This window comes from Nonomuraea sp. NPDC049607, from assembly GCF_040675375.1.
Classification (GTDB): Bacteria; Actinomycetota; Actinomycetes; order Streptosporangiales; family Streptosporangiaceae; genus Nonomuraea.
In genome coordinates, this window is sequence record NZ_JBFAOV010000035.1 from 35,613 (window position 1) to 59,643 (window position 24,031).

Below are 24,031 nucleotides of genomic sequence, written 5' to 3' on the forward strand. Positions count from 1 at the left end.
GCATGCCCCATATTCCTCCTCCTGCGGGAAAAGAGCCAGGCGCTCACCGTGCGTGAGCGGGGATCCAGGAGGCTCCTTGGGTGAGGGGGTTGGGCAGCGACGTCCAGCTGTCGCCGGGCGGGGAGCCCGCGAGCTGGGCGAGCAGGTGGGCCTTCACCGGGATCCGCTCGCCGAACAGGGCCCGGCGGTCGGCGCGCACGTCGGCGGTGTCGGGGAGCGCGTCGAAGGCCCGCCGCGCGGCCCCCGCCACGACGGCCCACAGACGTGACTCGGCGCCACGGTCACCCTCTCCCAGTGAGGCGACGAGGCTGCCGAACGTGGTGCCTACGAGCGAGCCGAAAAGCTTGGCGTGCAGGACACCGGGGTCGTCGCTGAGCAGCCGGGCGGCGACCGGCGGCGTCCCGAACCCGTTGCGGGCCAGCCGGGCCGGGCTGATCCTGACGTCGGCCAGGTCGCGGTAGACCAGCTCGACCGGGAAGCCCCGCCGGTCGAGCACGGCTAGCAGGTTCTGGCCGTGGGCCTCCAGCGCGACCCCGAGTGCCAGCAGGCCGAGCGCCGCCGCCGTCGCCACGCCGGCGAAGGCGGCCAGCCACTCGCCGGCCTCCTCGCCGCGTGGCGCGTCCCAGTGGGCGCCGGAGGTGAGGGCGGCCACGGGCAGCACGGTGTGGCCGGGCACGCGGGGCGTCGGATCGCGCAGCATGACGGACAGGTCGGCGGTGTGCTCGCCGTTCACCGTCCCCGAGGCCCCCGACAGGTAGCGGGCGATGCGCGGGCGTCCGCCGAGCCGTGCCGACAGGGCGGTGAGCAGGTCCGACAGGGGGACGCAGTCGCGTACCGAGGCGGGCGAGATGTCCCTGACGCCGGAGGTCATGCGGGTGGTGAACGCCGTCTTCAGGTGCGGGCCGCGGTCGAGGGGGGCCAGGGTCCGTACGGACATCAGCGGATGGCACGGCAGCGCCCCCGTCGCGTACGGGCGCACCCCCAGCCCGGCCAGCACGTGCCGGGTCTGCCAGGGGTGGACGGGCAGCAGCAGCCGGTCGCCGTCCATGAGCGAGCCCGGCCACGGCCCGGTGACCAGGCATTCGGCGGCGGGGACCGCCACCAGGTCGAGCGCGACGACGGGCCGGTGCTCCGGCATGTACGCCAGTTGCTCGGCCACCGACACCCCCGGCCGGTTGCGGCAGCCCGGATGGTAGGGATGGCCGTCGACGACGCTCTGTTCGTACCGTTCGGGACCCGGCCCGCGGACGGGGAAGGCCGCACCCGCGCGGGACAGCGCCAGGGAGGCGACGCTGTTGTCCAGGTCGCCGACCAGCCCGTCCGCGCCCGGCAGGCCGAGGGCGGCCAGTAGCTCGGCCGGATCCGTGTACGGGACGCCGTCCAGCAGCAGCACCGGCACGTCGGCCAGGTCGTACGGCAGCCGGGCCGGCCCGGTCAGGTCGCGCCCGTCGGAGAGCCGTACGCGCAGGCCGCCCCCCGCGGCGACCGGCTCGGCGAGGCCGGGCAGCGGCTCGCAGAGCAGGCCCCGCCACAGCCGGCCCATGACGGCGGCCCGCGCGCCGGGCAGGGCGGCGGCGTAGCCGGGCGAGAGCTCCGGGCGCACGGCGGCCAGCTCCGTCGCGAACCGCCCCGTCGAATGCCGCATGAACCCCCCCGTATCCAGGAACATGCCCAGGTGACAACCCTGTGGACACTGATCGGTACAAAAGGGTAGGACAGGTCGCCATGGCATATATCGACGGCCTCCTCCCACCGGCCGGGCCGGCACCCGAGGCGCATGACCGCCAGGCGGCGGACGAAGCCGAGACCCTCGCGGTGACGGCGCTCCTCAACTGCCTGCTCCGCGAGGTGGCCGAGCCCACGACCGGCGGTTCGTGGGTGCTGCCCGCGACCGGGCACGTGCTGCACGTCCGCCCCGGACGCTACCCCGCCGCCCCCGCCCTGGGCACCCCGGACGGCCCGCGCCCGCTGTCGCTGGCCGGCCTGGTCGCCCTGACCGAGGACGAGCTGCGGACGGGCACCGGCCACGCCAACCCGACCCTGGCCGACGAGATCATGGACAGCAGGGACGTCATGGCCACGCTGCTGTCGGCCCGGCGCACCGCCACCCCACCCGCCGACCCGTATCTGCGCTCGGAGCAGGCGCTGGTCGCCGGTCACCGCTACCACCCGGCGCCCAAGGCGCGCGGCGGATCGGGGCCGGACTCGTGGCTGGCCTACTCGCCCGAGGTGCACGCGAGCTTCGCGCTGCCGCTGCTCGGGGTGCCCGTCGAGGCGCTGGTCGAGCAGGGCGACGCGAGCGCGCTCGACCGGCTCGGCCCGGACGCCCCCGACGGCCTGGCGCTGTTGCCCGCCCATCCCTGGCAGGTGGAGCTGCTGGGCGGCCTGAAGGAGCTGCGCCACCTCGGCCTCACGCCCGCGCGGGCGGTGCCGACCGCCTCGATCCGCACGGTGTACCTGCCGGAGGCGGACCTGTTCTGCAAGTTCAGCCTGGACGTGCGGATCACCAACGACATCCGCCGCCTGTGGCTGCACGACCTGCGCTGGCTGGGCCTGATCGACGACCTGCTGCGCGGGGCGTTCGACGACCTGCCGGAGCACCGGCCGCGGCCCGCCGTCCTCAGCGACCGCGGTTACCGCAGTGTGGAGCTGGGGCTGGACGGCGGCGAGGCACTGGCGGTGATCGTCCGCGACGGGCTGGGCGGGCACCTGCGACCGGGACTGACGGCGCTGCTGACCGCGGGGGTCAGCGAGGGCTTCCCGGGCAACCCGCTGGACGGCCTCGACGCCGGCGACGCGCTCGTGTGGTGGCGGCGTTACCTCGACCACGTGGTGCCGCCGGTCCTGCACGCCTACTTCCGCCACGGCGTGGTGCTCGAATGCCACCTGCAGAACGTCGTCATCGGCGTGGACGGGCGCGGCCTGCCCGGCCAGGCGATCTTCCGCGACCACGAGGGGGTCAAGCTGACCGCGGACCGCCACAGCCTGCCCGGCGCCCGCACGCCCGTCGTGAGCGCCGCCTACGGCTGGGAACGGCTGCTGTACTGCCTGGTCGTCAACAACCTCTGCGAGATCGCCGGAGCCGTGGCCGATCGGCACCCGGAGCTGCGGGCCGAGTTGTGGGCCGAGGCGAGGTGGGTGTTCGACGGCTGCGCCGAGGACCACGGCCGGCCGGAGGAGCTGCGCGAGCTGCTCACCGGCTCGTCCGTGCCGGCCAAGGCCAACCTGCTGCTGCGCTGGCTGGAGGCGGACGGCGCGGACATGCGGTGCGTGCCGATGCCCAGCCCTTTGCGACTCTTTACGCCATAAGCTATCCTCGCCGAGTACAACAGTTTACGGCGTATCGAATTCAGGGAGGACCGCCATGACCGCAGCGACGCTGCACGACGGAAGCACCATCGAGGTGGAGGTCCACGGCTCGGGCCCGGTCCTGCTCCTGGCCGTCAACCCCACCCCGATCGAGGGCCCGCAGGCCGAGGAGATGCGGAAGTGGGGGGCCGACCCCGCGCTCGGCCGCTCGCTCATCGACGGCCTCTCCGACGGCTTCCGCGTCGTGGCCTTCGACTACGAGGGCCACGTGCTGGCGAACCCGAAGCCGGACACGCTCACGCCCGACAACGTGGCGGCCGACTTCCTGTCGGTGGCCGACGCGGTGGGGGCCGACCGGTTCGCCTACTACGGCTACTCGTGGCTGGCGCTGAGCGGGCTCCAGCTCGCCCTGCGCACCGACCGGCTCTCGGCGTTGGCCATGGGCGGGTATCCGGCGCTCGGCGGCCCGTACGCCGAGATGCTGCGGGTCACCGAGGCCACCTACGACATGGCCGTCGCGCCGAAGACCGCCACGCCCCCGTCCACCGGGACGGGCGAGCCGGGAGACTGGTCGTCGACCGAGGTGACCCTCGGCGAGGGGCAGGCCCGCCAGTTCGCCACCCTGTACCGGGCGCTGCGCGGGTTCGACGACGGCCAGGTGCGCCTGTCCTGCCCCCGCCTGTGCTTCGCCGGCTCGGCCGACGAGATCGTCTACGACGAGCGGTGGGGCGGCACCCACGTCAGCATCGGGGGCCCGGTGGCGCGGAACCGGGCCGCCATGGAGGCGCTGGGCTGGGACGTCGAGGTGCTCGACGGCCTCGACCACACCGGGGCCATGCAGGCGGCGAACGTGCTGCCGATCCTGCGTCCCTGGCTGGAGAAGGTGCTGTTTCTCCCCGCCTGAGCTGGGCAGTTGCCCGGCGGGTCCTCGAACGGGGGGAACGGGGGGAACGGGGGGGAACATGGCGAAGGGGAGCGGCCACGACGGCGTTCAGCCGGTCGATGAGCCCATCGGGAAGCTGGAACTCGTGCACGCCTTCGAGTCGGGACCGATGCCGACCGGCGTCACGGTCTCGCGGGCCGGCCGGATATTCGTGAACTTCCCCAAATGGGGTGACGACGTTCCGGCGACCGTGGTCGAGCTGCGGGACGGCAAGCCCGTCCCGTACCCCGACCAGGAGTGGAACACCGAGGCCGACGAGCCGTCGAAGTGGCTGGTCTCGGTGCAGAGCGTGGTCGTCGATCCCATGGACCGGCTGTGGATCCTCGACACCGGCAGCCCGATGTTCCGGCCCACCAAGAAGGGCGGTCCGAAGCTCGTCTGCGTGGACCTGGAGACCGACACCGTGGTCAAGGTCATCCTGTTCGACCGCGGTGTCGCCCTGGAGACCTCCTACCTCAACGACGTGCGGTTCGACCTGCGCAAAGGGGTCGCCTACCTCACCGACTCCGCCGACAGGGGGCCCAACGGGATCATCGTGGTGGACCTGGCCAGCGGGCAGGCGTGGCGCCGGCTGCACGACGACCCGAGCACCAAGGCGGGGCGCCCGCCGGACTTCCTGCCGGTCGTGGAGGGCCGGCCGTTCCTGGAACGGCCGCAGGACGGGCCGCCGTCGCCGGTCCTGATGGGCTCGGACGGCATCGCGCTCCCGGCCGGCGGCGAGCGGCTCTGGTACTGCCCCCTGCTCTCCCGCCGCTGGTACAGCGTGTCCACGGACGCCCTGGTGGACCGCACGCTGGACGACGCCGAAGTGGCCGCCACCGTCAGGGACGAGGGCGACAAGGGCGGCTCGGCCGACGGCCTGGAGGCCGACGACGCCGGACGCATCTACCTGACCGACTGGGAGCACAACGCGGTGCTGTGCCGGATGCCCGACGGCACGATCGACACGCTGGTCCACGACGCCCGTCTGCTCTGGCCCGACACGTTGTCCGTGGCCGACGGCCACCTGTACGTGACCGCCAACCAGTTGCACCGCCAGGCCAGGTTCCAGGGCGGGCTGGACCGGCGGCGGTACCCGTACGCGCTGTTCCGGGTGCCGATCGACGCCGGGCCGGTGCGGCTGGTCTAGGCGGCTGGTCCGGCTAGCGGCGCGGGCGGGACCGGGCCGAGGAGCCCACGACGGCGCCGTACAGGAGGTGGTCGGCCAGCAGCGCCAGGCGTTCCGGGGTGGTGTGCCGGCTGCGCGGCAGGCCGAGCGCCGGGGCGATGCCGGCCTCGAACGCGGCCCAGGCGAGCACGCCGTAGAGCGGGCCGCTCCAGCGCCGTTCGCGCACCGCGCGGGGCAGGAGGCCGAACCCGGCGCCGCCGGCCGCGCCGTACAGCCAGTGGACCGCCTCCACCAGGGCCGGGCGGCGTTCCGCCGGGACGTCGCGGAAGAGCTGCGGCGCGGTCTTCCGCAGGACCGACTCCGGCGGCGTGCGGTCCACCATCCCGAGCGAGACGGTGAGCTGACGCAGGCCCGACATGGCCATCGAGCCGACGGCGCCGCGGGCCATGGCGCGCAGGATCGGGTGGCCGCGCTCCTCCTTCTTCTCCGGCTGAGCCTCTTCGGACAGCTCGGGGCGCGTGGGCAGGGTCTGGGTCATGGTTTGCCGCCTTCGTCGACGCGGTATGCCCGCTACGTAGAGGTACTGATCGGATACCGAACGACGCCATCGCTAAACCTCTGCAATGGCCACTTGGGGGGCTTAAGGCCGATGAATGCCGCTAAATACGACAGGTTTCCTGACGGCATGACCGTCCGGGAGGGTTCATGTCGCTGAACGCACGCATCGGCAGGATCGAGAGCCTGCTCGAACGGGCCGAACCGCCCGCCGTCGAGCTGGCCCAGGCCCTGCTCGACCTCTACGGCGAGGGCCTCACACGGATCATGGCCGCGGCCGACGACGAACTGGCCGCCCGGCTGGCCGCCGACGACGTGGTCGCGCACCTCCTGCTGCTGCACGACCTCCACCCGATCGACGTGCGGACCCGGGTCGAGGACGCGCTGCGCGGCACTGGCGCCGAGGTGGTCGCCGTCGAGGGCGACCTCGTACGCCTGCGCCTCGGCGACGACGGCGAGGGCGGGGGCGGCTCGGCGGACGCGGTGCGCCGGGCCGTGCGCGACGCGGCGCCGGAGGTCGAGCAGGTCGAGATCGTCCGGTCCGAGCCCGGCGTGGGGGCCGGCAGATGGACCATGTGAGGCGCGTCGCCAGGGCCGTCCTCTACGGCGACCACCTGCTGTGGCCCAGCCGCCGCTCCGCCGCCGACCGGCGGCGCTGGACGTTCGGCGGCGTGCACCCCGAGTCCTACGGCCGGGCGCACGAGGGCAACCCGTGGCTGACCCAGACCCAGTGCCTGCTGGAGGCCGGCGGCGACGACGTCGTGGACGTGCACGTGCGCTTCCTGCACCTGGTCACCTGCGAGGTGGCCGTGCAGCGCGAGGGCGAGCTGGTCCGCGTGCCCGAGCTGACCGTCGGCGGCGTCCGCCACCGGCCCAGGGAGGAGGCCAAGGAGCGCGAGGTGGCCGAGACCGGGCTGCGCCTGGCCGACCTGCTGGGCTGCCCGGCCGGCATGGAGATCCACGTGCCGCCGGGCCAGCGGGCCGAATGGCTCGACGGCGAGGGCGTGCTGCTGCGCGGCTGGGAGGCGCTGAGCGGCCGGGCCGAGGTGTTCGCCGAACGGCTGCGCGAGGGCCTGTTCCGGATCACCGTCCGGGTGGCGAACACCAGCCCGTGGCAGGGCGACTCGCGGGCGGAGGCCATGAAGCACACCTTGATCTCCGCGCACACGGTGGTGAGCTCGCCGGGCGGCCGGTTCGTCTCGCTGATGGAGCCGCCCGACGCGCTGCGGACGCTCGCCGCGGGCTGCCACAACATCGGTACCTGGCCGGTGCTGGTGGGCGAGGAGGGCGACCGGCACACGATGTTGTCCGCGCCGGTCATCCTCTACGACCATCCCAAGGTCGCGCCGGAGGGCGGCACGTTCGACGCCACGGAGATCGACCAGCTCCTCGACCACTGCGCCGCGCTCACCCCGGAAGAGCTCATGCGCCTGCACGGCACCATGCGGGAGACGTGACATGGATACTCGGTCCCACCCCGAACGGCTCGGCCCGGCCGAGGCGATCGTCGACGGCGTGCGGCTGGCCCCGGGCAGCCGGGTGCGCCTGCGCCCCAAGAGCCGCGCCGACATCCTCGACCTCGCGCTCAACGGCCGCCTGGCGGTGGTCGAGAGCGTCGAGCGGGACGACGACGGCGGCTTCCACGTCGGCGTCACCCTCGCCGGCGACCCGCTGCGCGACCTGGGCGAGTCCAGGCTGCCGTGCCACCGGTTCTTCTACTCGGCGGAGGAGCTCGAACCCGTCGGAGGCGGTTGCCGTCCGCGCGTCCTGGTGGCCGGGATCGGGAACGTCTTCCTCGGCGACGACGGCTTCGGCGTCGAGGTCGTGCGCCGCCTTGCCGACGACGACCTGCCCGCCGACGTGATCGACTTCGGCAGCCGCGGCCTCGACCTGGCCTACGCGCTCCAGCGCGACTACGAGGCCGCGATCCTCGTGGACGCCGCGCCGCGCGGCGAGCAGCCGGGCACGCTCACCCTGCTCGAACCCGACCTGCACGACCTGCCCTGCCCGGGCGGCGCCGGGGCCGAGAACCACGGCCTCGACCCGGTCAAGGTGCTGCGCATGGCGCGGGAGCTCGGCCGGGTGCCCGAGCGGGTGCTCGTGCTGTGCTGCGAGCCGGCCCGGCTGGTCACCGACGACGTGCTGGTGGAGCTGAGCGAGCCGGTGCGCGGGGCGGTCGAGGAGGCCCTGCGGATGGTGCGTTCGCTGGTCATGGACGTGCTGGCGGAAAGGGCCTGACCGTGTCCGGTTCGCCGGGCGCCGAGCGCATGCGGCCGATGACGGCGGTCGTCGAGCGGTCGGGCAGGTAGTCGAGCACCCGCACCTCGCCGCCGAGCGAGCGCACCAGCGGCGCCTCGGCCAGCATCTCCGGGGTGTAGTCGCCGCCCTTGACGTAGATCTCCGGCCTGATCAGCCTGATCAGCCGCTCCGGGGTGTCCTCGTCGAACTCGGTCACGTAGTCCACGTCGTTCAGGGCGGCCAGCACCGACATGCGGTCCTCGCAGGGGTTGACCGGGCGGCCCGGGCCCTTCAGCCGGGTCACGCTGAGGTCGCTGTTGACCGCGACCACGAGCACGTCCCCGAGCTGCCCGGCCTGTTCCAGGTAGCTGACGTGCCCCCGGTGCAGCACGTCGAAGCAGCCGTTGGTGAACACGATCCGCTCGCCCCTGCGCCGGTGCTCGTCCAGGAGCTGGGCCAGGCGCTCGGGGGCCTGCACGGTGCCCTCCTGGCGGCGCAGGGCGCGCAGCAGCTCGTAGCGGGTGCAGACGGCCGTGCCGGGGCGGCGGACGACCACTCCGGCGGCGGCTTGGCCCGCCTCTGCGGCCTCCTCCGGCGTCGCGCCGGCGGCCAGCCAGAGCGAGAAGGCCGCGGTGTAGGTGTCGCCCGCGCCGGTCGCCATGTGCGGCGGCGCGGGCTGGGCGTAGGTCCGGTACGGCGGGCGGCCGGCCCTGTGCAGCAGCGTGCCCTCGCCGTCCAGGGTGGTCACCGCGATCCGGGCCCGGGTGGCGGCCAGGATGCGCTCCGAACGCGCCATCAGGTACGCCGGCCGGTCGACGGCGTCGGTTGCAACGGTCGTGTCGGCTGCCTCGCCGAGCAGGTGCACCACCTCGGCGTAGTTGGGCAGCACCGCCGCCGGGCCGCACTCGCCCCAGGGCGCGATCGCGTGCGCGTCCACCACGAGCAGCGGCAGCCCGGCCAGCGACCGCCGCACGGCCGGGGTGAACACGCCGCCGCCGTAGTCGCAGGCCACGACGACGTCCGCGCCCGTCACGGCGTCCGAGAGGCGGGCCAGCAGGTCCCGTTCGGTCTCGGGCGGGACGACGTCACGGTCCTCCTCGTCGTAGCGGGCGACGAGCTGGCCGCCGGCCACCAGGCGCCGCTTGTGCGCGGTACGCCGTCCCGGCACCGGCAGCAGGTCCGTCTCCACCCCGAGCAGCCGCAACGCCTGGACGAGCTGGTCGCCGCAGGGGTCGTCGCCCACGACGCCGACGAGCCGGACGCGGGCGCCGAGCGCCACCAGGTTGGCCGCCGTGTTGGCGGCCCCGCCCGGCGCGTCCTCGACCGCCTCCAGGTTCAGCACGGGCACCGGCGCCTCCTGGGCCAGCCGCTTGGCCGAGCCGTGCAGCCACGAGTCGAGCATGACGTCGCCGACGACGACCGCGCTGACCGTCTCTTCCCTCAGGGTGCCCATAGAGGGCGAATACCTGCGAAAGCCCAGCTCAAACGCATATCGGTTCAAATAGGTTCGTCCCATAACCGAAGTTATGGGCCATCCCTGCCGGGTAGCCCGGCCAAGGACCAGCCGGCCATGGGAGAGCTGAGCTGCGGGCTGCCGACCACCGTTGTGGACAGGAGCGCGGAATGCTACGACTACATGCCGGAGACCCGATGACGGCCCGGCCCGGCCTGGTGGGGGACGTGCGAAGCGTCGCCGTCCTGCGGGCCAACGCCATCGGCGACTACCTGGTCGCACTGCCGGCCATCGACGCGATCAAGCGGGCCTACCCCGAGGCCAGGCTCACCCTGCTCGGCACGCCGTGGCACGCCGAGTTCCTGTCCGGGCGGCCGGGCCCGGTGGACGACGTGGTGGCGCTGCCGCCGATCTCGGGGGTCTCGACGCCGGAGCACGGTTACCCGGTGCCCGACGAGACCCGTGCCGAGCTGCGGGAGCGGTCGTTCGACCTGGCGGTGCAGATCCACGGCGGCGGGCGCTTCACCAACCCGTTCCTGCGGTCGCTCGGGGCGCGGGTGACCGCCGGGCTGCGCTCCCCGGACGCCGAGGAACTGGACCGGTGGGTGCCCTACACGTACTTCCAGCACGAGACGCTGCGCTTCCTCCAGGTGGCCGAGCTGGTCGGCGGGCTCGCCGAGCGGCTCGAAGCTCAGGTACCCGTCACCGGCCGCGACCGGGCGGAACTGGCCGAGTCGTTCGGCGAGCCGCCGTCCCGGCTGATCGCGCTGCATCCGGGGGCGACGGACCCGCGGCGGCGCTGGCCCCCCGAACGCTTCGCCGAGGTGGCCGACCGGCTCGGCCGGCCCGTCGCGGTGACCGGGAACTCGGCCGAGAAGGACCTGGTGGAGGCGACGATCGCGGCCATGCGGGGGCGCGGGTACCCGGTGATCCCCGTCGTCGGCACGCTGACCCTCGGCGGCCTGGCCGCCCTGTACGAGCGCTGCGACCTGTTGATCTCCAACGACACCGGCCCGCGCCACCTGGCCGCGGCCGTCGGCACCCCCACGGTCGCCGTCTACTGGTGCGGCAACCTCATCAACGCGGGGCCGCTCACCAGGACCGCGCACCGGCCGCTGGTCTCCTGGACCACCCGGTGCCCGTCCTGCGGCGCGAGCGGCGTGGACGTGGAGGCCGAACGCTGCGAGCACGACGGGACGTGGGTCGCGGACGTCTCGGTGGACGACGTGACCGAGCAGGCCGAAGACCTACTGAAGGGGTAAGGAAATGGCTGATCACGCTGTGCTGGACGAGCTCCAGGAGGCCCTGGACGAGGCGTTCCAGGGGCGGGACCGGGTGGCGGTCCGCGAGGTGTACGCGCGGGTCTCCGCGCACGTGCGCATCCCCGCCGACATGCTGGCCCATCTCAACGAGCTGCCCGAGGGCAGCTACTCCAGGGAGGAGATGGCCGAGGCGATCAACGACGTCATCAGGCGGCGGGGCGAGCAGGACAGCCTCGGCCTGCTGAGCATCCCGCGGCAGCGGCCGGTGGAGGAGAGCGCCGCCGCCGAGCGGGCCGTCGCGGACGACACGCCGCTCGAATCCCTCAACCCGAACCTGGACCGGCCGGACGACGGCCAGGCCCCGGAGTTCCGTGAGCCGGGTGCGTAGGCGCCGAACAAATTAGACCGCTCGTTCTTGAATGTGGTAGCTTCACCGCGTGGCACGGAGCAAGGAGTTCGATCCCGAGGTCGCGCTCGACCGGGCGCTCGACCTGTTCTGGGAGCGCGGTTACGAGGCGACCTCGATGGCCGACCTGGTGGAGCGGCTGGGGCTGGCGCGGGCCAGCATCTACGGCACCTTCGGCGGCAAGCGGGAGCTCTACGTCAAGGCGCTGGAGCGCTACCTGGCCCGGCGCAACGTGGTCGAGCCGCTGGCCCAGCCGGGGCCGGCGGTGCCGGCCGTACGCGCCTTCCTCGACGCGTACGTGGCCGAGATCCTCGCCGACGAGCTGCGGCGCGGCTGCATGGTCGTCAACACGGCCGTGGAGTTCGCCTCGCGGGACGCCGAGCTGTCGCGCCGGGTGACGGCGAGCTGGGCCGAGCTGGAGACGGCGCTGGCCGCCGCGCTGGTCCGCGCCCGCGCCCAGGGGGAGATCCCGGAGTCGAAGGACCCTTACGCGCTGGCCAGGTTCCTGCTCGTGCTGCTGCAGGGGCTGCGCGTGCTCGGGCGTGCCGATCCTGACCCGCGCCGCCTGCGCGACGCGGTCGAGCAGGCCATGGTGGCCGTCCAAATTTAAGACCGATCGTTCTAGGAGTTCTTGGTGTTTGAAGGAAAAGTCGTGGTGGTCACCGGGGCCACCGGGGTCGTGGGACGGGCCGCCGCGCTGGCGTACGCCAGGAAGGGCGCGTCCGTGCTGGCCGCCGGGCGGGACACCGGACGGCTCGGCGAGGTGGTCAAGGAGATCGAGGCCGAGGGCGGGCGGGCCGCCGGCTTCACCGTGGACGTGACCGACTCGGCCTCCGTCGCCGCCATGGTGGAGGCCGCCGTCACCCGCTACGGGGGGCTCGACATGGCGCTCAACGCCGCGGGCGTCTTCGGCCTGCTGGCCCCGGTGGCCGACTACGACGAGGACACCTGGGACACCGTGCTCGCGGTGAACCTCAAGGGCGTGTTCCTGTCGATGAAGCACGAGATCGCGTACATGCGCGAACACGGCGGCGGGACGATCGTCAACGTGGCCAGCAACCTGGGCGCCCACTGGCGCCTGCCCGGGGCCGCCGCCTACGCCGCCTCGAAGGCCGCGGTGAGCCACCTGACCCGCACCGCCGCCCGCGACCACATCGCCGACGGCGTCCGCGTCAACGCCGTCAGCCCCGGCCCGATCGACTCGCCCATGTCCATGCGCCCCGGCGAGACGCGCGCCGAGCGCGACGAGCGCATGCGCGACGCCCTGCCGATCGGCCGCGTCGCCACCCCGGAGGAGATCGCCGCGGCCGCGCTGTGGCTGTCCTCGCCGGAGTCCAGCTTCGTCGTCGGCCAGGACCACGTGATCGACGGCGGCGCCACGGCCTGACTCAGCCGGCCGCCTGCGGCGTACGGGTCTCCTTCATGGCCAGCACCGCCACCAGGCTGATCAGCCCGACCCCGGCCATGTACGCCGACACCGACAACGACGTGCCGGTCGCCTCATGCAGCGCCGTCGCGACCAGCGGGGCGAACCCGCCGCCGAGCAGCGCGCCGACCGCGTACGAGAAGGAGACGCCGCTGTAGCGGTAGCGGGCCTCGAACATCTCGGCGAACAACGCCGACTGGGGCCCGTACGTCGCGGCGAGCCCCACGTTGAGCACCACCACGGCGACCACCATCAGCGCGGCGGCCTTGGTGTCCACCAGCAGGAAGAACGGCACGGCCCAGACCACGAGGAGCACCGAGCCGGCCAGGTAGACCGGCTTGCGGCCGATCCGGTCGGACCAGATCGCCGAGGCCACGATCCCGGCCAGCCAGGTCAGGCTGCCGATGATCACCACGACCAGCATGACGTTCCTGCCGACCTTCAGCACCTGGGTGCCGTAGGACAGGAGGTAGGCGAGGAACACGTAGCCGATGGCGGTGTTGGCGATGAAGCTGGCCGAGGCGATCAGCAGCGCCCGCGGCCGCTCGCGGAAGACGTCGAGGACGGGCCGCCTGCTGCGGGCCTGCTCGGCGGCCAGCGCCCGGAACACCGGCGTCTCGGCCACCCGCAGCCTGATGAACAGCCCGACCCCGACCAGCACGATGCTGAACAGGAACGGCAGCCGCCAGCCCCAGCTCGTGAACTGCGCCTCCGACAGCCTGGCCGTCACCGCGACGTACACCAGTTGCGCCAGGATCAGCCCGGCGGGCACGCCCACCTGGGAGTACAGCCCGTAGCGGCCCCGCCGGTCGGGCGGGGCGTGCTCGACGGCGAGCAGAGCCGCGCCGCCCCACTCACCGCCGGCGCTGAGCCCCTGGAGCAACCGCAGGGCCAGGAGCAGGATCGGGGCCAGCACCCCGATCTGGTCGTAGGTGGGCAGCAGCCCGACGCCGACCGTGGCCGCGCCCATCAGCAGCAGGGACGCGATCAGCATCGCCTTGCGCCCGAGCCGGTCGCCGAAGTGGCCCCACACCAGGCCGCCCACGGGCCGGGCCAGGAACCCGACGCCGAGCGTGGCGAACGCGGCCAGCGTGCCCGAGGCGGGCGAGAGCGGTGAGAAGAACTGGGAGCCGAAGACCAGCGCGGCGGCCGTGGAGTAGATGAAGTAGTCGTACCACTCGATCGTGGTGCCGACCGCGCTCGCCATGGCGACGCGACGGAGTCGGGCGGGGTCCGGCTCTGCTGCCTCGTGGGTCATGGCGCCTCCCTCGACGCCAGAGTAGATCTTCCTCCGCCCGCTTCCCAGCGCCCCGGGGCAGGCGTCCCTAGAACGCCACCCCGCACCGCAGGATCACGTTCGAGTACGGCGTGGCCTCCCCGGTACGGACGGCCAGCCGCACCCCCGCCGACAGCAGCTTCAGCTCCTCGTGCGGCACGTACGCCAGCCCCGGCAGCCGGGCCGAGAGCAGCTCGGCGCAGCCCGGGTTGCCCGCGCGCACCTCCTCGGCCGCCGTGGCCCCCTCGACGACGAGCTCGGCCAGCAGCCCGTCGAGCACGTCGGCGAAGGCCGGGATGCCCGGCAGGAACGCCAGGTCGACGACCCGGACGCCGGGCGGCACGGGCATCCCGCTGTCACAGACCAGCACCTGGTCGGTGTGGCCGAGCCGGGCCATGGCCCCCGCCAGCTCGGCGTTCAGTATCCCCGCGCGCTTCACTGGAAGTCCGCGACGTTCTCCTTGGTCGCCACCTTGACGGGCACGGCCACCGTCTTCTCGATGGTCTCGCCCTTGGCGGCCTTGACCGCGGCCTGCACCGCCTGCTGGCCGAGCAGCGACGGCTGCTGGGCGACGCTGGCGGCCAGCGTGCCCGCCTGCACGGCCTTCAGGCCGTCGGGGGTGCCGTCGAAGCCGACGACCTTGACCTGCTGGCCCGCCTTGGCGCCCAGGGCCTTGATCGCGCCGAGCGCCATCTCGTCGTTCTCGGCGAAGACGCCGGTGATGCCGGGGTTCGACTGGAGCATGTTGGTCATGACGTCCAGGCCCTTGGTGCGGTCGAAGTCGGCCGGCTGCTTGGCCACGACCTTGATGTTCGGGTACGCGGCGATGCCGTCGGCGAAGCCCTGGCCCCGGTCGCGCGAGGCGGACGTGCCCGCCGTGCCCTGCAGCACGACCACGCTGCCCTTCTCGCCGAGCTGCTTGGCCAGCTCCTGGGCGGCCAGCTTGCCGCCGGCCACGTTGTCGGAGGCCACCGTCTGGGCCACCTCGGCGCCGTTGACGCCGCGGTCGGCCGCGATCACCGGGATCTTGACCCGGTCCGCCGCCTTGACCGCCGGGGCCGCCGCGTCGGAGTCGACGGGGTTGACGATGATCGCCTTCATGTTCTGGCTGGTGAAGTTCTGGACCTGGTTCACCTGCTGGGAGGCGTCGTTCTGGGCGTCGGTGACGGTCAGCGTGACGCCCTCCTTCTTGGCCTCCGCCTCCGCGCCGCTGCGCAGCTGCACGAAGTAGGGGTTGTTCAGAGTCGACACCGACATGCCGATCTTGATGTCCCCGCCCCCCGAGGACGTGCCTCCGGAGCCGCCGTCGCCGGAGGAGCCGCAGGCGGCCAGGCCGAGCGTGAGCGCGGCGCCGGCCATGACAATCGCGGGAATCCGCATGATCTTTACTTCCTTTTCCTAGTTCGTTCCCCTGCGCCGCAGGGTGTCGACGAGGACCGCGAGCGCGATCACCACGCCGATCACGACCTGCTGCCAGAACGCCGAGACGGACAGCAGGTTCAACCCGTTGCGCAGCACGGCGAGGATGAGCGCGCCGACGAAGGTGCCGAGCGCCCTGCCCTTGCCGCCGGACAGGCTCGCGCCGCCGATGACGACGGCCGCGATCGCGTCCAGTTCGTAGCCCGCCGCGGCCTGCGGCTGGGCCGAGGCCAGGCGGCTGGCCAGGACGATCCCGGCCACCGCCGCGAAGACGCCGGACAGCGCGTACGTGATGAGCTTCTGCCGGTTGACCTTGATGCCGGACAGCCGGGCGGCCTCCTCGTTGCCGCCGATGGCGTACATGGCCCGGCCGGGGTAGGTGCGGTTGAGCACGACGGCCGCGATCACGCCCATGACCAGCATCACCAGCACCGGGATCGGCAGGTAGTCGCCGAGGGTGTCGCCCAGGTGCGAGACCGAGTCGGGCATCGCGATCGGGCTGCCCTGCGAGATGACCAGGGCCAGGCCGCGGGCGATGCCGAGCATGGCCAGCGTGGCGATGAACGGCGGCAGCTTCCCGTACGCGATCAGGGCCGCGTTGACCAGGCCGCACACGACGCCGACGGCCAGCGAGACCACCACGGCGACCGGCCACGGCAGCCCGGCGCTGGTGGCCGTCCAGGCCAGCACGATCGCCGACAGCGCGGCGACCGAGCCGACGGACAGGTCGATGCCGCCGGTGACGATCACGAACGTGGCGCCGAAGGCCAGGATCGCGGTGACGGCCGCCTGGACGCCGACGTTGAGCAGGTTCGTCACGCTGAGGAAGTCGGACGACAACAACGACAGCGCCACGACCAGCACGACGAGCGCGGCGAGCGCGCCGTTCTCGGCGAACCAGGCCGCGGCGGGCGACCGGCGGCCGGTGAGCTTGTTCGGAACGGTGCTACTTGGCACGGGGACCCTCCACATCCGTGACCGCGAGGGCCATGACGTCGTCTTGCGTGGTCCCGGTCGCGGGCAGCTCGCCGACGAGCCTGCCGCGGGCCATGACCAGAATGCGGTCGCTCATGCCGAGCACCTCCGGCAGATCGCTGGAGATCATGAGCACGGCGTGCCCGGAGGCGGTGAGCGCGTTGATGAGCTGGTAGATCTCGACCTTGGCCCCGACGTCGATGCCGCGGGTCGGCTCGTCGAGGATGAGCACGCCCGCGTCGGCGACCAGCCACTTGCCGATGACGACCTTCTGCTGGTTGCCGCCGGACAGCGTGCGGACCTCCTGGTCCAGGCCGGTCATCCGGATGCCGAGCTGCTCGGCCACCTTCCCGGCGGCCTTGCGCTGGCCGGCGCGGTCGACGAAGCCGGCGCGGGTGGCGGCGCGCATGGTGACCAGGCCCAGGTTCTCGGCCACGTCCGCGCCGAGCACCAGGCCCTGGCCCTTGCGGTCCTCGGGGACCAGCCCGAGCCCGGCCTCCATGGCGGCGTGCACGTCGCCGGGGGCCAGGCGCCTGCCGCGCACGACCACCTCGCCGGCGTCGTAGCGGTCGGCGCCGAAGACGGCCCGCGCGACCTCGGTGCGGCCGGCGCCCACCAGCCCGGCGACCCCGACCACCTCACCGGCGCGCACCTCGAACGACACGTCGTCGAAGACGCCCCTGCGGCCGAGGCCGGAGACCTTGAGCAGGGCCTCGCCGCGTTCGGCGGCCTGGCGCGGGAACTGCTGGTCGATCGGGCGGCCCACCATGAGCCTGACCAGCTCGTCCTGCGGGGTGTCGGCCGGGATCTCGGTGACCGACCTGCCGTCGCGCAGCACGGTCACCCGGTCGCCGATCTCGGCGATCTCCTCCAGGTGGTGGGTGATGAACACGATCGACACGCCCTCGTCGCGGAGCTGGCGGACGATCGTGAACAGCTTGGCGACCTCGCCCGAGGTGAGCACGGCGGTGGGCTCGTCCATGATGAGCACGCGGGCGTCGAGCGCGAGCGCCTTGGCGATCTCCACCATCTGCATCCGGGCGATACCGAGCCGGGAGATCGGGGTCGCCGGGTCGACGTCCACGCCGACGCGGTCGAGCAGCGCCTTGGCCTGCCGGTCCATGCGCTTCTTGTCCACCAGCCCGAAGCGGCGCGGCGGGCGGCCGAGCGCCAGGTTCTCCGCGACGGTGAGCTGGGGGACCAGGTTGAACTCCTGGTAGATGGTGGCGATGCCGAGCCGCTGGGCGTCGCCCGCCGACCGGATGTCCACCGGCTGCCCGTCGACGGTGACGCGTCCGCCGTCCGGCCGGTACGCGCCCGACAGGATCTTGATCAGCGTGCTCTTGCCCGCGCCGTTCTCGCCGAGCAGGACGTGCACCTCGCCGGCGCGCAGGCTGAGATCGACGCCGTCGAGTGCCACGACACCGGGGAAGACCTTGCGCAGGCCCTCGGCCTTGAGTATCTCCGCGCTCACTCCATGATCCCTTTCCGCTCACAAGATCGGCGAATCACCAGGTGAGCAGGCAGGACGTGCGAGTCGGCCGCCTGCCCGCTCTGGATCCGGCCGATCACGAGCCGGACGGCCAGGCGCCCCATCTCGGCGGTCGGCTGGGCGATGGCGGTGATCGGCGGGGCGGTGTGCTTGAACCAGGTCACGTCGTCGAAGGAGGCGACGGCGACGTCGGCGGGGATGCGCAGGCCCCTGGCCTGGATCTCCTCCAGCCCGCCCAGCGTCATCAGGTTGTCACCGAAGAAGATGGCCTCGGGCGGCTCGGCCAGGTCGAGCAGCTCGGCGGTGATGCGCCGGCCGCTGCCCTCGCGGAAGTCGCCGGGGCGCACGTACTCGGGGCGCACCTCCAGGCCCTCGGCGGCCATCGCGGTGGCGAAGGCGTCCGTGCGCTCGCGTCCGGTGGACAGGGTGGCCGGGCCGGAGGCCAGGGCGATCCGGCGGTGGCCCTGCTCGCGCAGGTGGCGGACCAGCTCGGCGATGGCGGCGGCGCCGTCGGAGCGCACGGAGGGCACGTCGAGCCCGGAGATCGTGCGGTCGAGGAAGACCACCGGCCGGCCGGCCTCGGCGAGCTGCTGCACCAGCGGCGTGACCTCGGCGGTCGGGCAGATCAGCAGCCCGTCCACGCGCTGCTCCAGCAGCGTGCGCACGTAGTGGTCCTGCTGGTCGGCGCGCTCGTCGGCGTTGCCCATGACGACCGTGAAGCCCTCGCGCCTGGCCTCGTCCTCGACGCTTCTGGCCAGCTCGGTGAAGAACGGGTTCAGGACGTCGCCGATGATCAGGCCGATCGTCCTGGTCGCGGTCGTGCGCAGGGAGCGGGCGACGGCGTTGGGCACGTAGTTGAGCGCGTTCATCGCGTCGTAAACTCGGCGCCGGGTCTCCTCGTTGACCGAGGGGTTGTCGTTGAGCACGCGGGAGACCGTGGCGACGGAGACACCGGCCTGCGCGGCGACATCCTTGATCCTTGCCATCGTTCCTCCGTGTAATCGATTACACGGCAGCTTATGAAATCGATTACATGATTGGCAAAGTGAAATGGCTCACACCCCCCGGGGGAGAGGGTGTGAGCCGGCTTCGCGGGTTCGGGGGTCAGACCTTGCTGATCCGGACCGCGTCGGCGATGACGAGGCCCGTGCCGGCGGTCCACCGGCTGATGCCGACGACGTTGTAGGTGCCGGCGTTCAGCGAGAAGGTGCCGATGCTGCGCCAGCCTCCGCCGCCGGAACGCTGGTCGACGTAGACGGTCTGGTTACCGCCCGAGGCCGCCACGATGTACGGCGCCGAGCTGTTGTAACCGGGATCGGACGGATACCAGACCTCCACCTTGTACGTGCCCGCGCTGGGGATCGCGGCCTGGTACCAGGCCGGGTCGCTGGAGGCGACCGGGTCGGCGAAGCGGTAGTCGGCGCCGTAACGCTGGGCGGAGTAGGCGGAGGTGCCCCAGTTGGCGCTGGCGGTGAACTTGCCGGAGGTGGCGTTGTCCACCGTGGTGGACCACGAGGGCGTGCCGCCGCCGGTCACGTAGTTCATGTACGTGGTCCAGTTCCAGTACGACCCCGGGTCGGTGTGGTCGGCGCCGGGGACCTCGTTGTGCCCGATGATGTGGGCGCGGTCCTTCGGGATGCCGTACTTGTCGCAGATGGCCTTGGTCAGGGCCGCCGACGCGCGGTACATGGCGTCGGTGAACCACGAGGCCTCGCTGACGTAGCCCTCGTGCTCGATGCCGATCGACCTGGTGTTGTACGTCCAGTTGCCGGCGTGCCAGGCGACGTCCTTCTCGCGCACCATCTGGGTGATGGCGCCGTTGGAGGACTTGACGACGTAGTGCGCCGAGACCTGCGCGGCGGAGTTCTGGAACCAGGAGATCGTCCCGGCGTACGAGCCCTGCGTCACGTGGATGACCACGCGGTCGATGGCGTAGCTCGACGGCCGGCTGGAGGCGGTGTAGTTGCTGGAGCTGGCCGCGACCCAGGCGGCCGGGCCGTAGTCGGTGCTGAGCACGCCTACGTCGGAGCGGGCGTTCAGGTCGCGGGCGTTGGCGTACTCGCCGCGGTCGGCGGTGACCTCCTGGGGCTTGACGGTCACGCCCCTGGCCTTGATGCCCAGGCCGAGCTGCTCGTAGACCGCGTCGGCGTACAGGCGGGCGGTCTCCGGCGAGGAGGCGTTGCCGTACTTGGCGACGGCCTGGTACCAGCGGCCGGCGTCCTTGCGGGCGGCGTCGTCCAGGCCGAGCTCGTCGGCGTAGGAGCGGAGGACGGCGGCGCCGCCGAGGATGTTGGACTCGTTGTCGGAGCGCAGCTTCTCGACCGGCAGGCTGGTGAGCTCGGCGGCCTTCTCCAGCGCGTGCGCCGTGGGGTTGCTGACCAGGTGCATCAGGCCGTAGCCGCCGCTGGCGCTGGGCTTGCCCTGGTGGTCGTCGAGGTGGGTCTCGGCGTAGGCGAGCGCGACCAGCAGGTCGCGGGGGACGTCGCTGGCCGAGGCGGCCTTGGCGAACGCCGCCGGCAGCGCGGGTTCCCGGGCGGCCTGGGCGGCGGGCTGGCCCGCGGTGATCAGGGCGACGGTCAGGGCGGAGGTGGCGAGGGCAGCTAATCGCGTGCGGGCGAGAATCATGGGGATGCTCCTCGTTGGGGGGTGACGGGTGGAACGCGGGCGCGGAGCCGCGGCTCGCGTTTGGCCGCCGAATGCGGCCCAACGTACGTCACCTCTGACACAATGTCGATAATTGACATTACAGACGTGTTAGGTGAAACTTTCCGCCCGCCGTCCAAGGGGTGGCGTGAAAGTTGGGCCCCTGAAAACTATTGCGCTCTGCGGTCGGGGGACTGAAACTTCCTTTCGTGACCGCGCTCCTGCGTACCGTCCTGGCGGCGCTCACCGTCGCCGTCGTCGCCGCCGTGGCTCCCGCCCCCGCCTCCGCAGCCCCCACCTCCGACTCCGCAGTCGCCTCCGCAGCCGCCTGCGCGACCGACCCCGCGACGCCCAAGCGGCAGCTCCGGGCCATGTGGATCTCATCGGTCGCCAACATCGACTGGCCGAGCCGTACCGGGCTCAGCGTCTCCGCCCAGCAGGCCGAGTTCCGGGCCTGGCTCGACCTGGCCGTCGCCAAGCGCATGAACGCCGTGATCGTGCAGATCAGGCCCACGGCGGACGCGTTCTGGCCCTCCCCGTACGAGCCGTGGTCGCAATGGCTGACCGGCACCCAGGGGACGAACCCCGGCTACGACCCGCTGGCGTTCATGGTCAGCGAGGCCCACGCGCGGAACCTGGAGTTCCACGCCTGGTTCAACCCGTACCGGGTGGCCAACAACGACGACCCGTCCAAGCTGATCTCCACGCACCCCGCGCGGCAGCACCCCGACTGGCGTTTCGCCTACGGCGGCAAGCTCTACTACAACCCCGGCATCCCGGCGGTACGCGACTTCATCGAGGACGCGATCATGGACGCCGTCACCCGCTACGACGTGGACGGCGTGCACCTCGACGACTACTTCTACCCCTATCCCGTCAGCGGCCAGGCCATCCCCGACTCGGCCGCCTACGCCCAGTACGGCGGCGCGTTCCCGAACATCGCCGACTGGCGGCGCGACAACGTCAACCTGCTCGTCCGCGAGCTCGGCCAGCGCATCCACACCGCCAAGTCGTGGGTGTCGTTCGGGATCAGCCCGTTCGGGATCTGGCGCAACTCCTCGACCGACCCGCTCGGCTCGCGTACGTCGGGTCTCCAGTCGTACGACGCGATCTACGCCGACAGCCGCCAATGGGTCAAGCAGGGCTGGATCGACTACCTGGCGCCGCAGATCTACTGGCACATCGGCTTCTCCACGGCCGCCTACGAGGTGCTGACCGCGTGGTGGTCGGACGTCGTGCGCGGCACCGGCGTGCAGCTCGTCGTGGGGCAGGCCGCGTACCGGGCCGGCGCCTCGGGGCAGGAGGCCGCCTGGCAGGACCCGGCCGAGCTGAGCGACCACCTGTACGACAACAGGAAACACCCTGAGATCGCCGGTGACGTCTACTTCAGCGCCAAGGACGTCAAGGCCGACCGGATCGGGGCGATCACCAAGCTCGTCACCGACCACTACGCCAAGCCCGCCCTGCTGCCCGCCCGGGGCTCCGGGGCCGCGCCCGCCGCGCCCACGATCACCTCGGCCACCACGGGCTCGAACGGCGTCCAGCTCGCCTGGACCGGCTCCGGCACGGCGTACGCGGTCTACCGCGTGGCCGGCGCGCCGCCCTCGGCCGATCCGTGCTTCTTCGCCGACGCCCGCAACCTGATCGCCACCACCAGGCAGACGTCCTACACCGACCCCGGCGGCGGCGCGTCCACCTACTACGTGACCGCGCTGAGCAGGACCCACCAGGAGAGCGCGCCGAGCGCGGGCCGGGCGACGGGCGGCACGGGCGGCTTCAGCGTCGTGATCGACAACGCCGACGCGGGCTTCACGGCCTCCGCGTCCTGGGGCACCTCGTCCTACTCCACGCAGGCGCACGGCGCCGACTACCGCTTCGCCGACCCGGTCGCGGCCAGCGATCCGGCCTGGTTCCGGGCGGCGATCCCGAGCGCGGGCAGCTACCGGGTGGAGGTCTGGTATCCGGCCAACGCGGGGTACAACGGCTCCGCGCCGCACATCGTGGCGGCCTCGGGCGGCAACCAGACCGTGAATGTGGACCAGCGCACCGGCGGCGGGGCGTGGCGGGTGCTGGGGACGTACACGCTGGCGGCCGGGACGTACAACGTGGTCGGGGTGAGCCGGTGGACCTCGGCGACCGGCTACGTGATCGCCGACGCCGTCCGGATCACTAAGGTCTGACCCTCAGGAGCGGGCCTTCGTCCACGCCGGGCTGTCGAGGAAGTGGTTGTCGAAGCGGTCCTGCGAGGCCAGCAGCTCTTCGAGCGTGGCCTCGCCGGTCTTCAGCCGGGCCAGCAGGCGGAAGTACTCGAACCGCTCGACGCCCGGCGTGATGACGATCAGCAGGTCCGCCTCGGTGCCGGGGGCCGCGCCGAAGGCGTGGGCGACGTCCGGCGGCACGACGGCCACGTCGCCCTGCTCCAGGGTGATCACCTCGTCGCCGGACAGCACCTGCACCCGGCCGTCCAGGACGTAGAACATCTCGGAGGCGGTGGTGTGCGTGTGCGGGACCGCGCCGTCGGCGCCCTCGCCGAGCGTGATGCGCATGGTGCTCAGGGCGCCGCCGGTGGCGCTGGAGTCGAGGAGCATGCGGCCCGTGCTGGGCGGGCCGCCGATGATCTCGGCGTCGACGGAGCGGATGACGGCGGTGCTGCGGGGGTCGATGAGCGACATGGTGTTATCCGTTCTCAGGGGTGGCGCCGCGGAGGGCGGTGTCCACGAGGCGTTCGGCGTAGGCGCGGTCGACGGGCAGGCCGGTGATCAGGACGCGGTAGTACAGGGCCCCGGCGAGCTGGTCGAACAGGGCCTCGACGTCGAGGTCGGCGCGTAGCTGGCCGCGGTCCCTGGCCTTTTCGAGCAGGGCGCGGGCCAGGGTGTTGCGGCGGGCGTACATCTGGCGTTCCAGCTCGCCGACGTCCGGGTGGCGGGCGGCGGCGGCCACGAGCTCGGCCACCGTGCCCGCCGACGCGTCCTCGTCACCGGGCGCGCGGCCCGCCGCACGCATCCGGTTGAGCCCGGCCGCGATCTTCTCCAGGTACGCGGGCAGGTCGCGCCGGATGTCGCCGGTGTCGGTGATCTCGTCATGGTCCTGGAGCCGGTTGACGACGGCCAGGGCCAGGTGGTCCTTGGTCGGCCAGCGGCGGTAGAGCGTGGTCTTGGCGATGCCGGCCCGCTCGGCGACCTCGTCGGGCGACAGGCCGGCGTAGCCGCGGGTGAGCAGCAGCTCGGTGGCGGCCTTGATCACGCTCTCGTCGACGTCACTCCTGCGCGGCCGTCCCACCATGCCTGCCTCCTTTTCGCTACCTGAGTAGCGTAACCGGAGGCAGATCCATTACGCAACCCAGGTATCGAAATGACGCGCCACTGAGGCGCCCGCTAGAACCGTGCAAGCGGCGGCCGGACAACGGCGTTCTCGTCAGGGACACCAAGGATCAGGGTGAAGGCCCGGTTCTGGCCTTCACCCGGGACGAATGGCTCGCCTTCCTCGACGGGGCCGCCAAGGGGGAGTTCGACCTGTCCTGAGCCCG

General features: G+C 72.5%; 24 protein-coding genes. 12 read left to right on the plus strand and 12 right to left on the minus strand.

Going from position 1 to position 24,031, the window contains the following annotated elements; all coding sequences use genetic code 11:
• Window positions 1–43: 43 nt before the first annotated feature.
• A complete protein-coding gene (locus AB0J97_RS41715; RefSeq protein WP_364099923.1) occupies window positions 44–1,645 on the minus strand; it encodes an IucA/IucC family siderophore biosynthesis protein in 1,602 nt (533 codons plus the stop codon).
• 80 nt (window positions 1,646–1,725) lie between these two features.
• Between AB0J97_RS41715 and AB0J97_RS41720 the strand changes: the two genes are divergently transcribed.
• The 3 genes from AB0J97_RS41720 to AB0J97_RS41730 are packed head-to-tail and all read left to right on the plus strand — an operon-like array spanning window position 1,726 to window position 5,381.
• The gene (locus tag AB0J97_RS41720; RefSeq protein WP_364099926.1) at window positions 1,726–3,309 is read left to right on the plus strand and encodes an IucA/IucC family C-terminal-domain containing protein; all 1,584 of its coding nucleotides are present in this window, start codon (window positions 1,726–1,728) and stop codon (window positions 3,307–3,309) included.
• Window positions 3,310–3,364: 55 nt separating this feature from the next.
• On the plus strand, window positions 3,365–4,213 hold the full coding sequence (locus tag AB0J97_RS41725; RefSeq protein ID WP_364099929.1) for an alpha/beta hydrolase: 849 nt from the start codon (window positions 3,365–3,367) through the stop codon (window positions 4,211–4,213).
• 58 nt (window positions 4,214–4,271) lie between these two features.
• A complete protein-coding gene (locus AB0J97_RS41730; RefSeq protein WP_364099932.1) occupies window positions 4,272–5,381 on the plus strand; it encodes an L-dopachrome tautomerase-related protein in 1,110 nt (369 codons plus the stop codon).
• 13 nt (window positions 5,382–5,394) lie between these two features.
• Here AB0J97_RS41730 and AB0J97_RS41735 read toward each other — a convergent pair whose 3' ends face one another.
• On the minus strand, window positions 5,395–5,898 hold the full coding sequence (locus AB0J97_RS41735) for a hypothetical protein (RefSeq protein ID WP_364099935.1): 504 nt from the start codon (window positions 5,896–5,898) through the stop codon (window positions 5,395–5,397).
• A gap of 167 nt (window positions 5,899–6,065) precedes the next feature.
• On the opposite strand from AB0J97_RS41735, the gene AB0J97_RS41740 reads away from it, so the two are divergent.
• The 3 genes from AB0J97_RS41740 to AB0J97_RS41750 are packed head-to-tail and all read left to right on the plus strand — an operon-like array spanning window position 6,066 to window position 8,153.
• Window positions 6,066–6,494, plus strand: coding sequence for a hypothetical protein (locus AB0J97_RS41740; RefSeq protein ID WP_357707071.1), 429 nt, complete (start codon window positions 6,066–6,068; stop codon window positions 6,492–6,494).
• On the plus strand, window positions 6,482–7,372 hold the full coding sequence (locus AB0J97_RS41745) for a hypothetical protein (RefSeq protein ID WP_364099938.1): 891 nt from the start codon (window positions 6,482–6,484) through the stop codon (window positions 7,370–7,372). Before AB0J97_RS41740 ends, AB0J97_RS41745 begins: the two co-directional genes overlap by 13 nt.
• A 1-nt stretch (window position 7,373) precedes the next feature.
• Window positions 7,374–8,153, plus strand: coding sequence for a hydrogenase maturation protease (locus tag AB0J97_RS41750; protein ID WP_357707069.1), 780 nt, complete (start codon window positions 7,374–7,376; stop codon window positions 8,151–8,153).
• Here the strand turns inward: AB0J97_RS41750 and rfaE2 are convergent.
• Window positions 8,125–9,606 carry a D-glycero-beta-D-manno-heptose 1-phosphate adenylyltransferase gene (rfaE2, locus tag AB0J97_RS41755; RefSeq protein WP_364099941.1) on the minus strand — a complete coding sequence of 494 codons (1,482 nt, stop codon included), beginning with the start codon at window positions 9,604–9,606 and terminating at the stop codon, window positions 8,125–8,127. The two genes, AB0J97_RS41750 and rfaE2, sit on opposite strands and share 29 nt — an antisense overlap.
• 170 nt (window positions 9,607–9,776) lie before the next feature.
• Between rfaE2 and AB0J97_RS41760 the strand changes: the two genes are divergently transcribed.
• The 4 genes from AB0J97_RS41760 to AB0J97_RS41775 are packed head-to-tail and all read left to right on the plus strand — an operon-like array spanning window position 9,777 to window position 12,661.
• Window positions 9,777–10,868 (plus strand): glycosyltransferase family 9 protein, encoded by a 1,092-nt coding sequence (locus AB0J97_RS41760; protein WP_364099944.1) that lies wholly within the window; start codon window positions 9,777–9,779, stop codon window positions 10,866–10,868.
• Between the two features lie 4 nt (window positions 10,869–10,872).
• Window positions 10,873–11,256: a hypothetical protein gene (locus tag AB0J97_RS41765; RefSeq protein ID WP_357707066.1), complete on the plus strand. Its 384-nt coding sequence runs from the start codon at window positions 10,873–10,875 to the stop codon at window positions 11,254–11,256.
• A 49-nt stretch (window positions 11,257–11,305) separates the two neighbouring features.
• Window positions 11,306–11,884, plus strand: a complete 579-nt coding sequence (locus tag AB0J97_RS41770; protein ID WP_357707065.1) for a helix-turn-helix domain-containing protein — start codon at window positions 11,306–11,308, stop codon at window positions 11,882–11,884.
• Window positions 11,885–11,908: 24 nt separating this feature from the next.
• Window positions 11,909–12,661, plus strand: coding sequence for an SDR family oxidoreductase (locus tag AB0J97_RS41775; RefSeq protein ID WP_364099948.1), 753 nt, complete (start codon window positions 11,909–11,911; stop codon window positions 12,659–12,661).
• Window position 12,662: 1 nt separating this feature from the next.
• Here the strand turns inward: AB0J97_RS41775 and AB0J97_RS41780 are convergent, their stop codons facing one another.
• The 7 genes from AB0J97_RS41780 to AB0J97_RS41810 form a co-directional block, all read right to left on the minus strand.
• On the minus strand, window positions 12,663–13,958 hold the full coding sequence (locus AB0J97_RS41780) for an MFS transporter (RefSeq protein WP_364099951.1): 1,296 nt from the start codon (window positions 13,956–13,958) through the stop codon (window positions 12,663–12,665).
• Window positions 13,959–14,025: 67 nt separating this feature from the next.
• Window positions 14,026–14,415 carry a D-ribose pyranase gene (gene rbsD, locus AB0J97_RS41785; protein ID WP_357707062.1) on the minus strand — a complete coding sequence of 130 codons (390 nt, stop codon included), beginning with the start codon at window positions 14,413–14,415 and terminating at the stop codon, window positions 14,026–14,028.
• Window positions 14,412–15,356, minus strand: a complete 945-nt coding sequence (locus AB0J97_RS41790) for a substrate-binding domain-containing protein (RefSeq protein WP_364099954.1) — start codon at window positions 15,354–15,356, stop codon at window positions 14,412–14,414. The genes rbsD and AB0J97_RS41790 overlap by 4 nt, the downstream gene beginning before the upstream one ends.
• 18 nt (window positions 15,357–15,374) lie before the next feature.
• Entirely contained in the window at window positions 15,375–16,352 is a 978-nt protein-coding gene (locus tag AB0J97_RS41795; RefSeq protein ID WP_352358766.1) for an ABC transporter permease, read from the minus strand.
• A complete protein-coding gene (locus AB0J97_RS41800; protein WP_364099957.1) occupies window positions 16,342–17,844 on the minus strand; it encodes a sugar ABC transporter ATP-binding protein in 1,503 nt (500 codons plus the stop codon). Before AB0J97_RS41800 ends, AB0J97_RS41795 begins: the two co-directional genes overlap by 11 nt.
• Window positions 17,841–18,848: a LacI family DNA-binding transcriptional regulator gene (locus tag AB0J97_RS41805; RefSeq protein ID WP_364099960.1), complete on the minus strand. Its 1,008-nt coding sequence runs from the start codon at window positions 18,846–18,848 to the stop codon at window positions 17,841–17,843. Before AB0J97_RS41805 ends, AB0J97_RS41800 begins: the two co-directional genes overlap by 4 nt.
• A gap of 118 nt (window positions 18,849–18,966) precedes the next feature.
• Window positions 18,967–20,487, minus strand: a complete 1,521-nt coding sequence (locus AB0J97_RS41810) for an N-acetylmuramoyl-L-alanine amidase (RefSeq protein ID WP_364099963.1) — start codon at window positions 20,485–20,487, stop codon at window positions 18,967–18,969.
• Between the two features lie 227 nt (window positions 20,488–20,714).
• Between AB0J97_RS41810 and AB0J97_RS41815 the strand changes: the two genes are divergently transcribed.
• On the plus strand, window positions 20,715–22,685 hold the full coding sequence (locus tag AB0J97_RS41815) for a family 10 glycosylhydrolase (protein ID WP_364099966.1): 1,971 nt from the start codon (window positions 20,715–20,717) through the stop codon (window positions 22,683–22,685).
• Window positions 22,686–22,688: 3 nt separating this feature from the next.
• Here AB0J97_RS41815 and AB0J97_RS41820 read toward each other — a convergent pair whose 3' ends face one another.
• Together AB0J97_RS41820 and AB0J97_RS41825 are read right to left on the minus strand one after the other, a co-directional pair.
• Window positions 22,689–23,177: a cupin domain-containing protein gene (locus AB0J97_RS41820; RefSeq protein ID WP_364099969.1), complete on the minus strand. Its 489-nt coding sequence runs from the start codon at window positions 23,175–23,177 to the stop codon at window positions 22,689–22,691.
• A 4-nt stretch (window positions 23,178–23,181) separates the two neighbouring features.
• A complete protein-coding gene (locus AB0J97_RS41825) occupies window positions 23,182–23,787 on the minus strand; it encodes a TetR/AcrR family transcriptional regulator (RefSeq protein ID WP_357707052.1) in 606 nt (201 codons plus the stop codon).
• Between the two features lie 80 nt (window positions 23,788–23,867).
• On the opposite strand from AB0J97_RS41825, the gene AB0J97_RS41830 reads away from it, so the two are divergent.
• Window positions 23,868–24,026: a DUF397 domain-containing protein gene (locus AB0J97_RS41830; protein ID WP_364100052.1), complete on the plus strand. Its 159-nt coding sequence runs from the start codon at window positions 23,868–23,870 to the stop codon at window positions 24,024–24,026.
• Window positions 24,027–24,031 lie beyond the last annotated feature (5 nt).

Excerpts from the sequence above, each read along its gene's own strand:
- AB0J97_RS41725 (WP_364099929.1), top strand. The coding sequence starts at position 3,365 with ATGACCGCAGCGACGCTGCACGACGGAAGCACCATCGAGGTGGAGGTC.
- AB0J97_RS41715 (WP_364099923.1), bottom strand. The coding sequence starts at position 1,645 with ATGCGGCATTCGACGGGGCGGTTCGCGACGGAGCTGGCCGCCGTGCGC.
- AB0J97_RS41820 (WP_364099969.1), bottom strand. The coding sequence starts at position 23,177 with ATGTCGCTCATCGACCCCCGCAGCACCGCCGTCATCCGCTCCGTCGAC.
- AB0J97_RS41760 (WP_364099944.1), top strand. The coding sequence starts at position 9,777 with ATGCTACGACTACATGCCGGAGACCCGATGACGGCCCGGCCCGGCCTG.
- AB0J97_RS41780 (WP_364099951.1), bottom strand. The coding sequence starts at position 13,958 with ATGACCCACGAGGCAGCAGAGCCGGACCCCGCCCGACTCCGTCGCGTC.
- AB0J97_RS41730 (WP_364099932.1), top strand. The coding sequence starts at position 4,272 with ATGGCGAAGGGGAGCGGCCACGACGGCGTTCAGCCGGTCGATGAGCCC.
- AB0J97_RS41745 (WP_364099938.1), top strand. The coding sequence starts at position 6,482 with ATGGACCATGTGAGGCGCGTCGCCAGGGCCGTCCTCTACGGCGACCAC.
- AB0J97_RS41810 (WP_364099963.1), bottom strand. The coding sequence starts at position 20,487 with ATGATTCTCGCCCGCACGCGATTAGCTGCCCTCGCCACCTCCGCCCTG.
- AB0J97_RS41805 (WP_364099960.1), bottom strand. The coding sequence starts at position 18,848 with ATGGCAAGGATCAAGGATGTCGCCGCGCAGGCCGGTGTCTCCGTCGCC.
- AB0J97_RS41750 (WP_357707069.1), top strand. The coding sequence starts at position 7,374 with ATGGATACTCGGTCCCACCCCGAACGGCTCGGCCCGGCCGAGGCGATC.
- AB0J97_RS41735 (WP_364099935.1), bottom strand. The coding sequence starts at position 5,898 with ATGACCCAGACCCTGCCCACGCGCCCCGAGCTGTCCGAAGAGGCTCAG.
- AB0J97_RS41790 (WP_364099954.1), bottom strand. The coding sequence starts at position 15,356 with ATGCGGATTCCCGCGATTGTCATGGCCGGCGCCGCGCTCACGCTCGGC.
- AB0J97_RS41825 (WP_357707052.1), bottom strand. The coding sequence starts at position 23,787 with ATGGTGGGACGGCCGCGCAGGAGTGACGTCGACGAGAGCGTGATCAAG.
- AB0J97_RS41720 (WP_364099926.1), top strand. The coding sequence starts at position 1,726 with ATGGCATATATCGACGGCCTCCTCCCACCGGCCGGGCCGGCACCCGAG.
- AB0J97_RS41740 (WP_357707071.1), top strand. The coding sequence starts at position 6,066 with ATGTCGCTGAACGCACGCATCGGCAGGATCGAGAGCCTGCTCGAACGG.
- AB0J97_RS41765 (WP_357707066.1), top strand. The coding sequence starts at position 10,873 with ATGGCTGATCACGCTGTGCTGGACGAGCTCCAGGAGGCCCTGGACGAG.
- rfaE2 (WP_364099941.1), bottom strand. The coding sequence starts at position 9,606 with ATGGGCACCCTGAGGGAAGAGACGGTCAGCGCGGTCGTCGTCGGCGAC.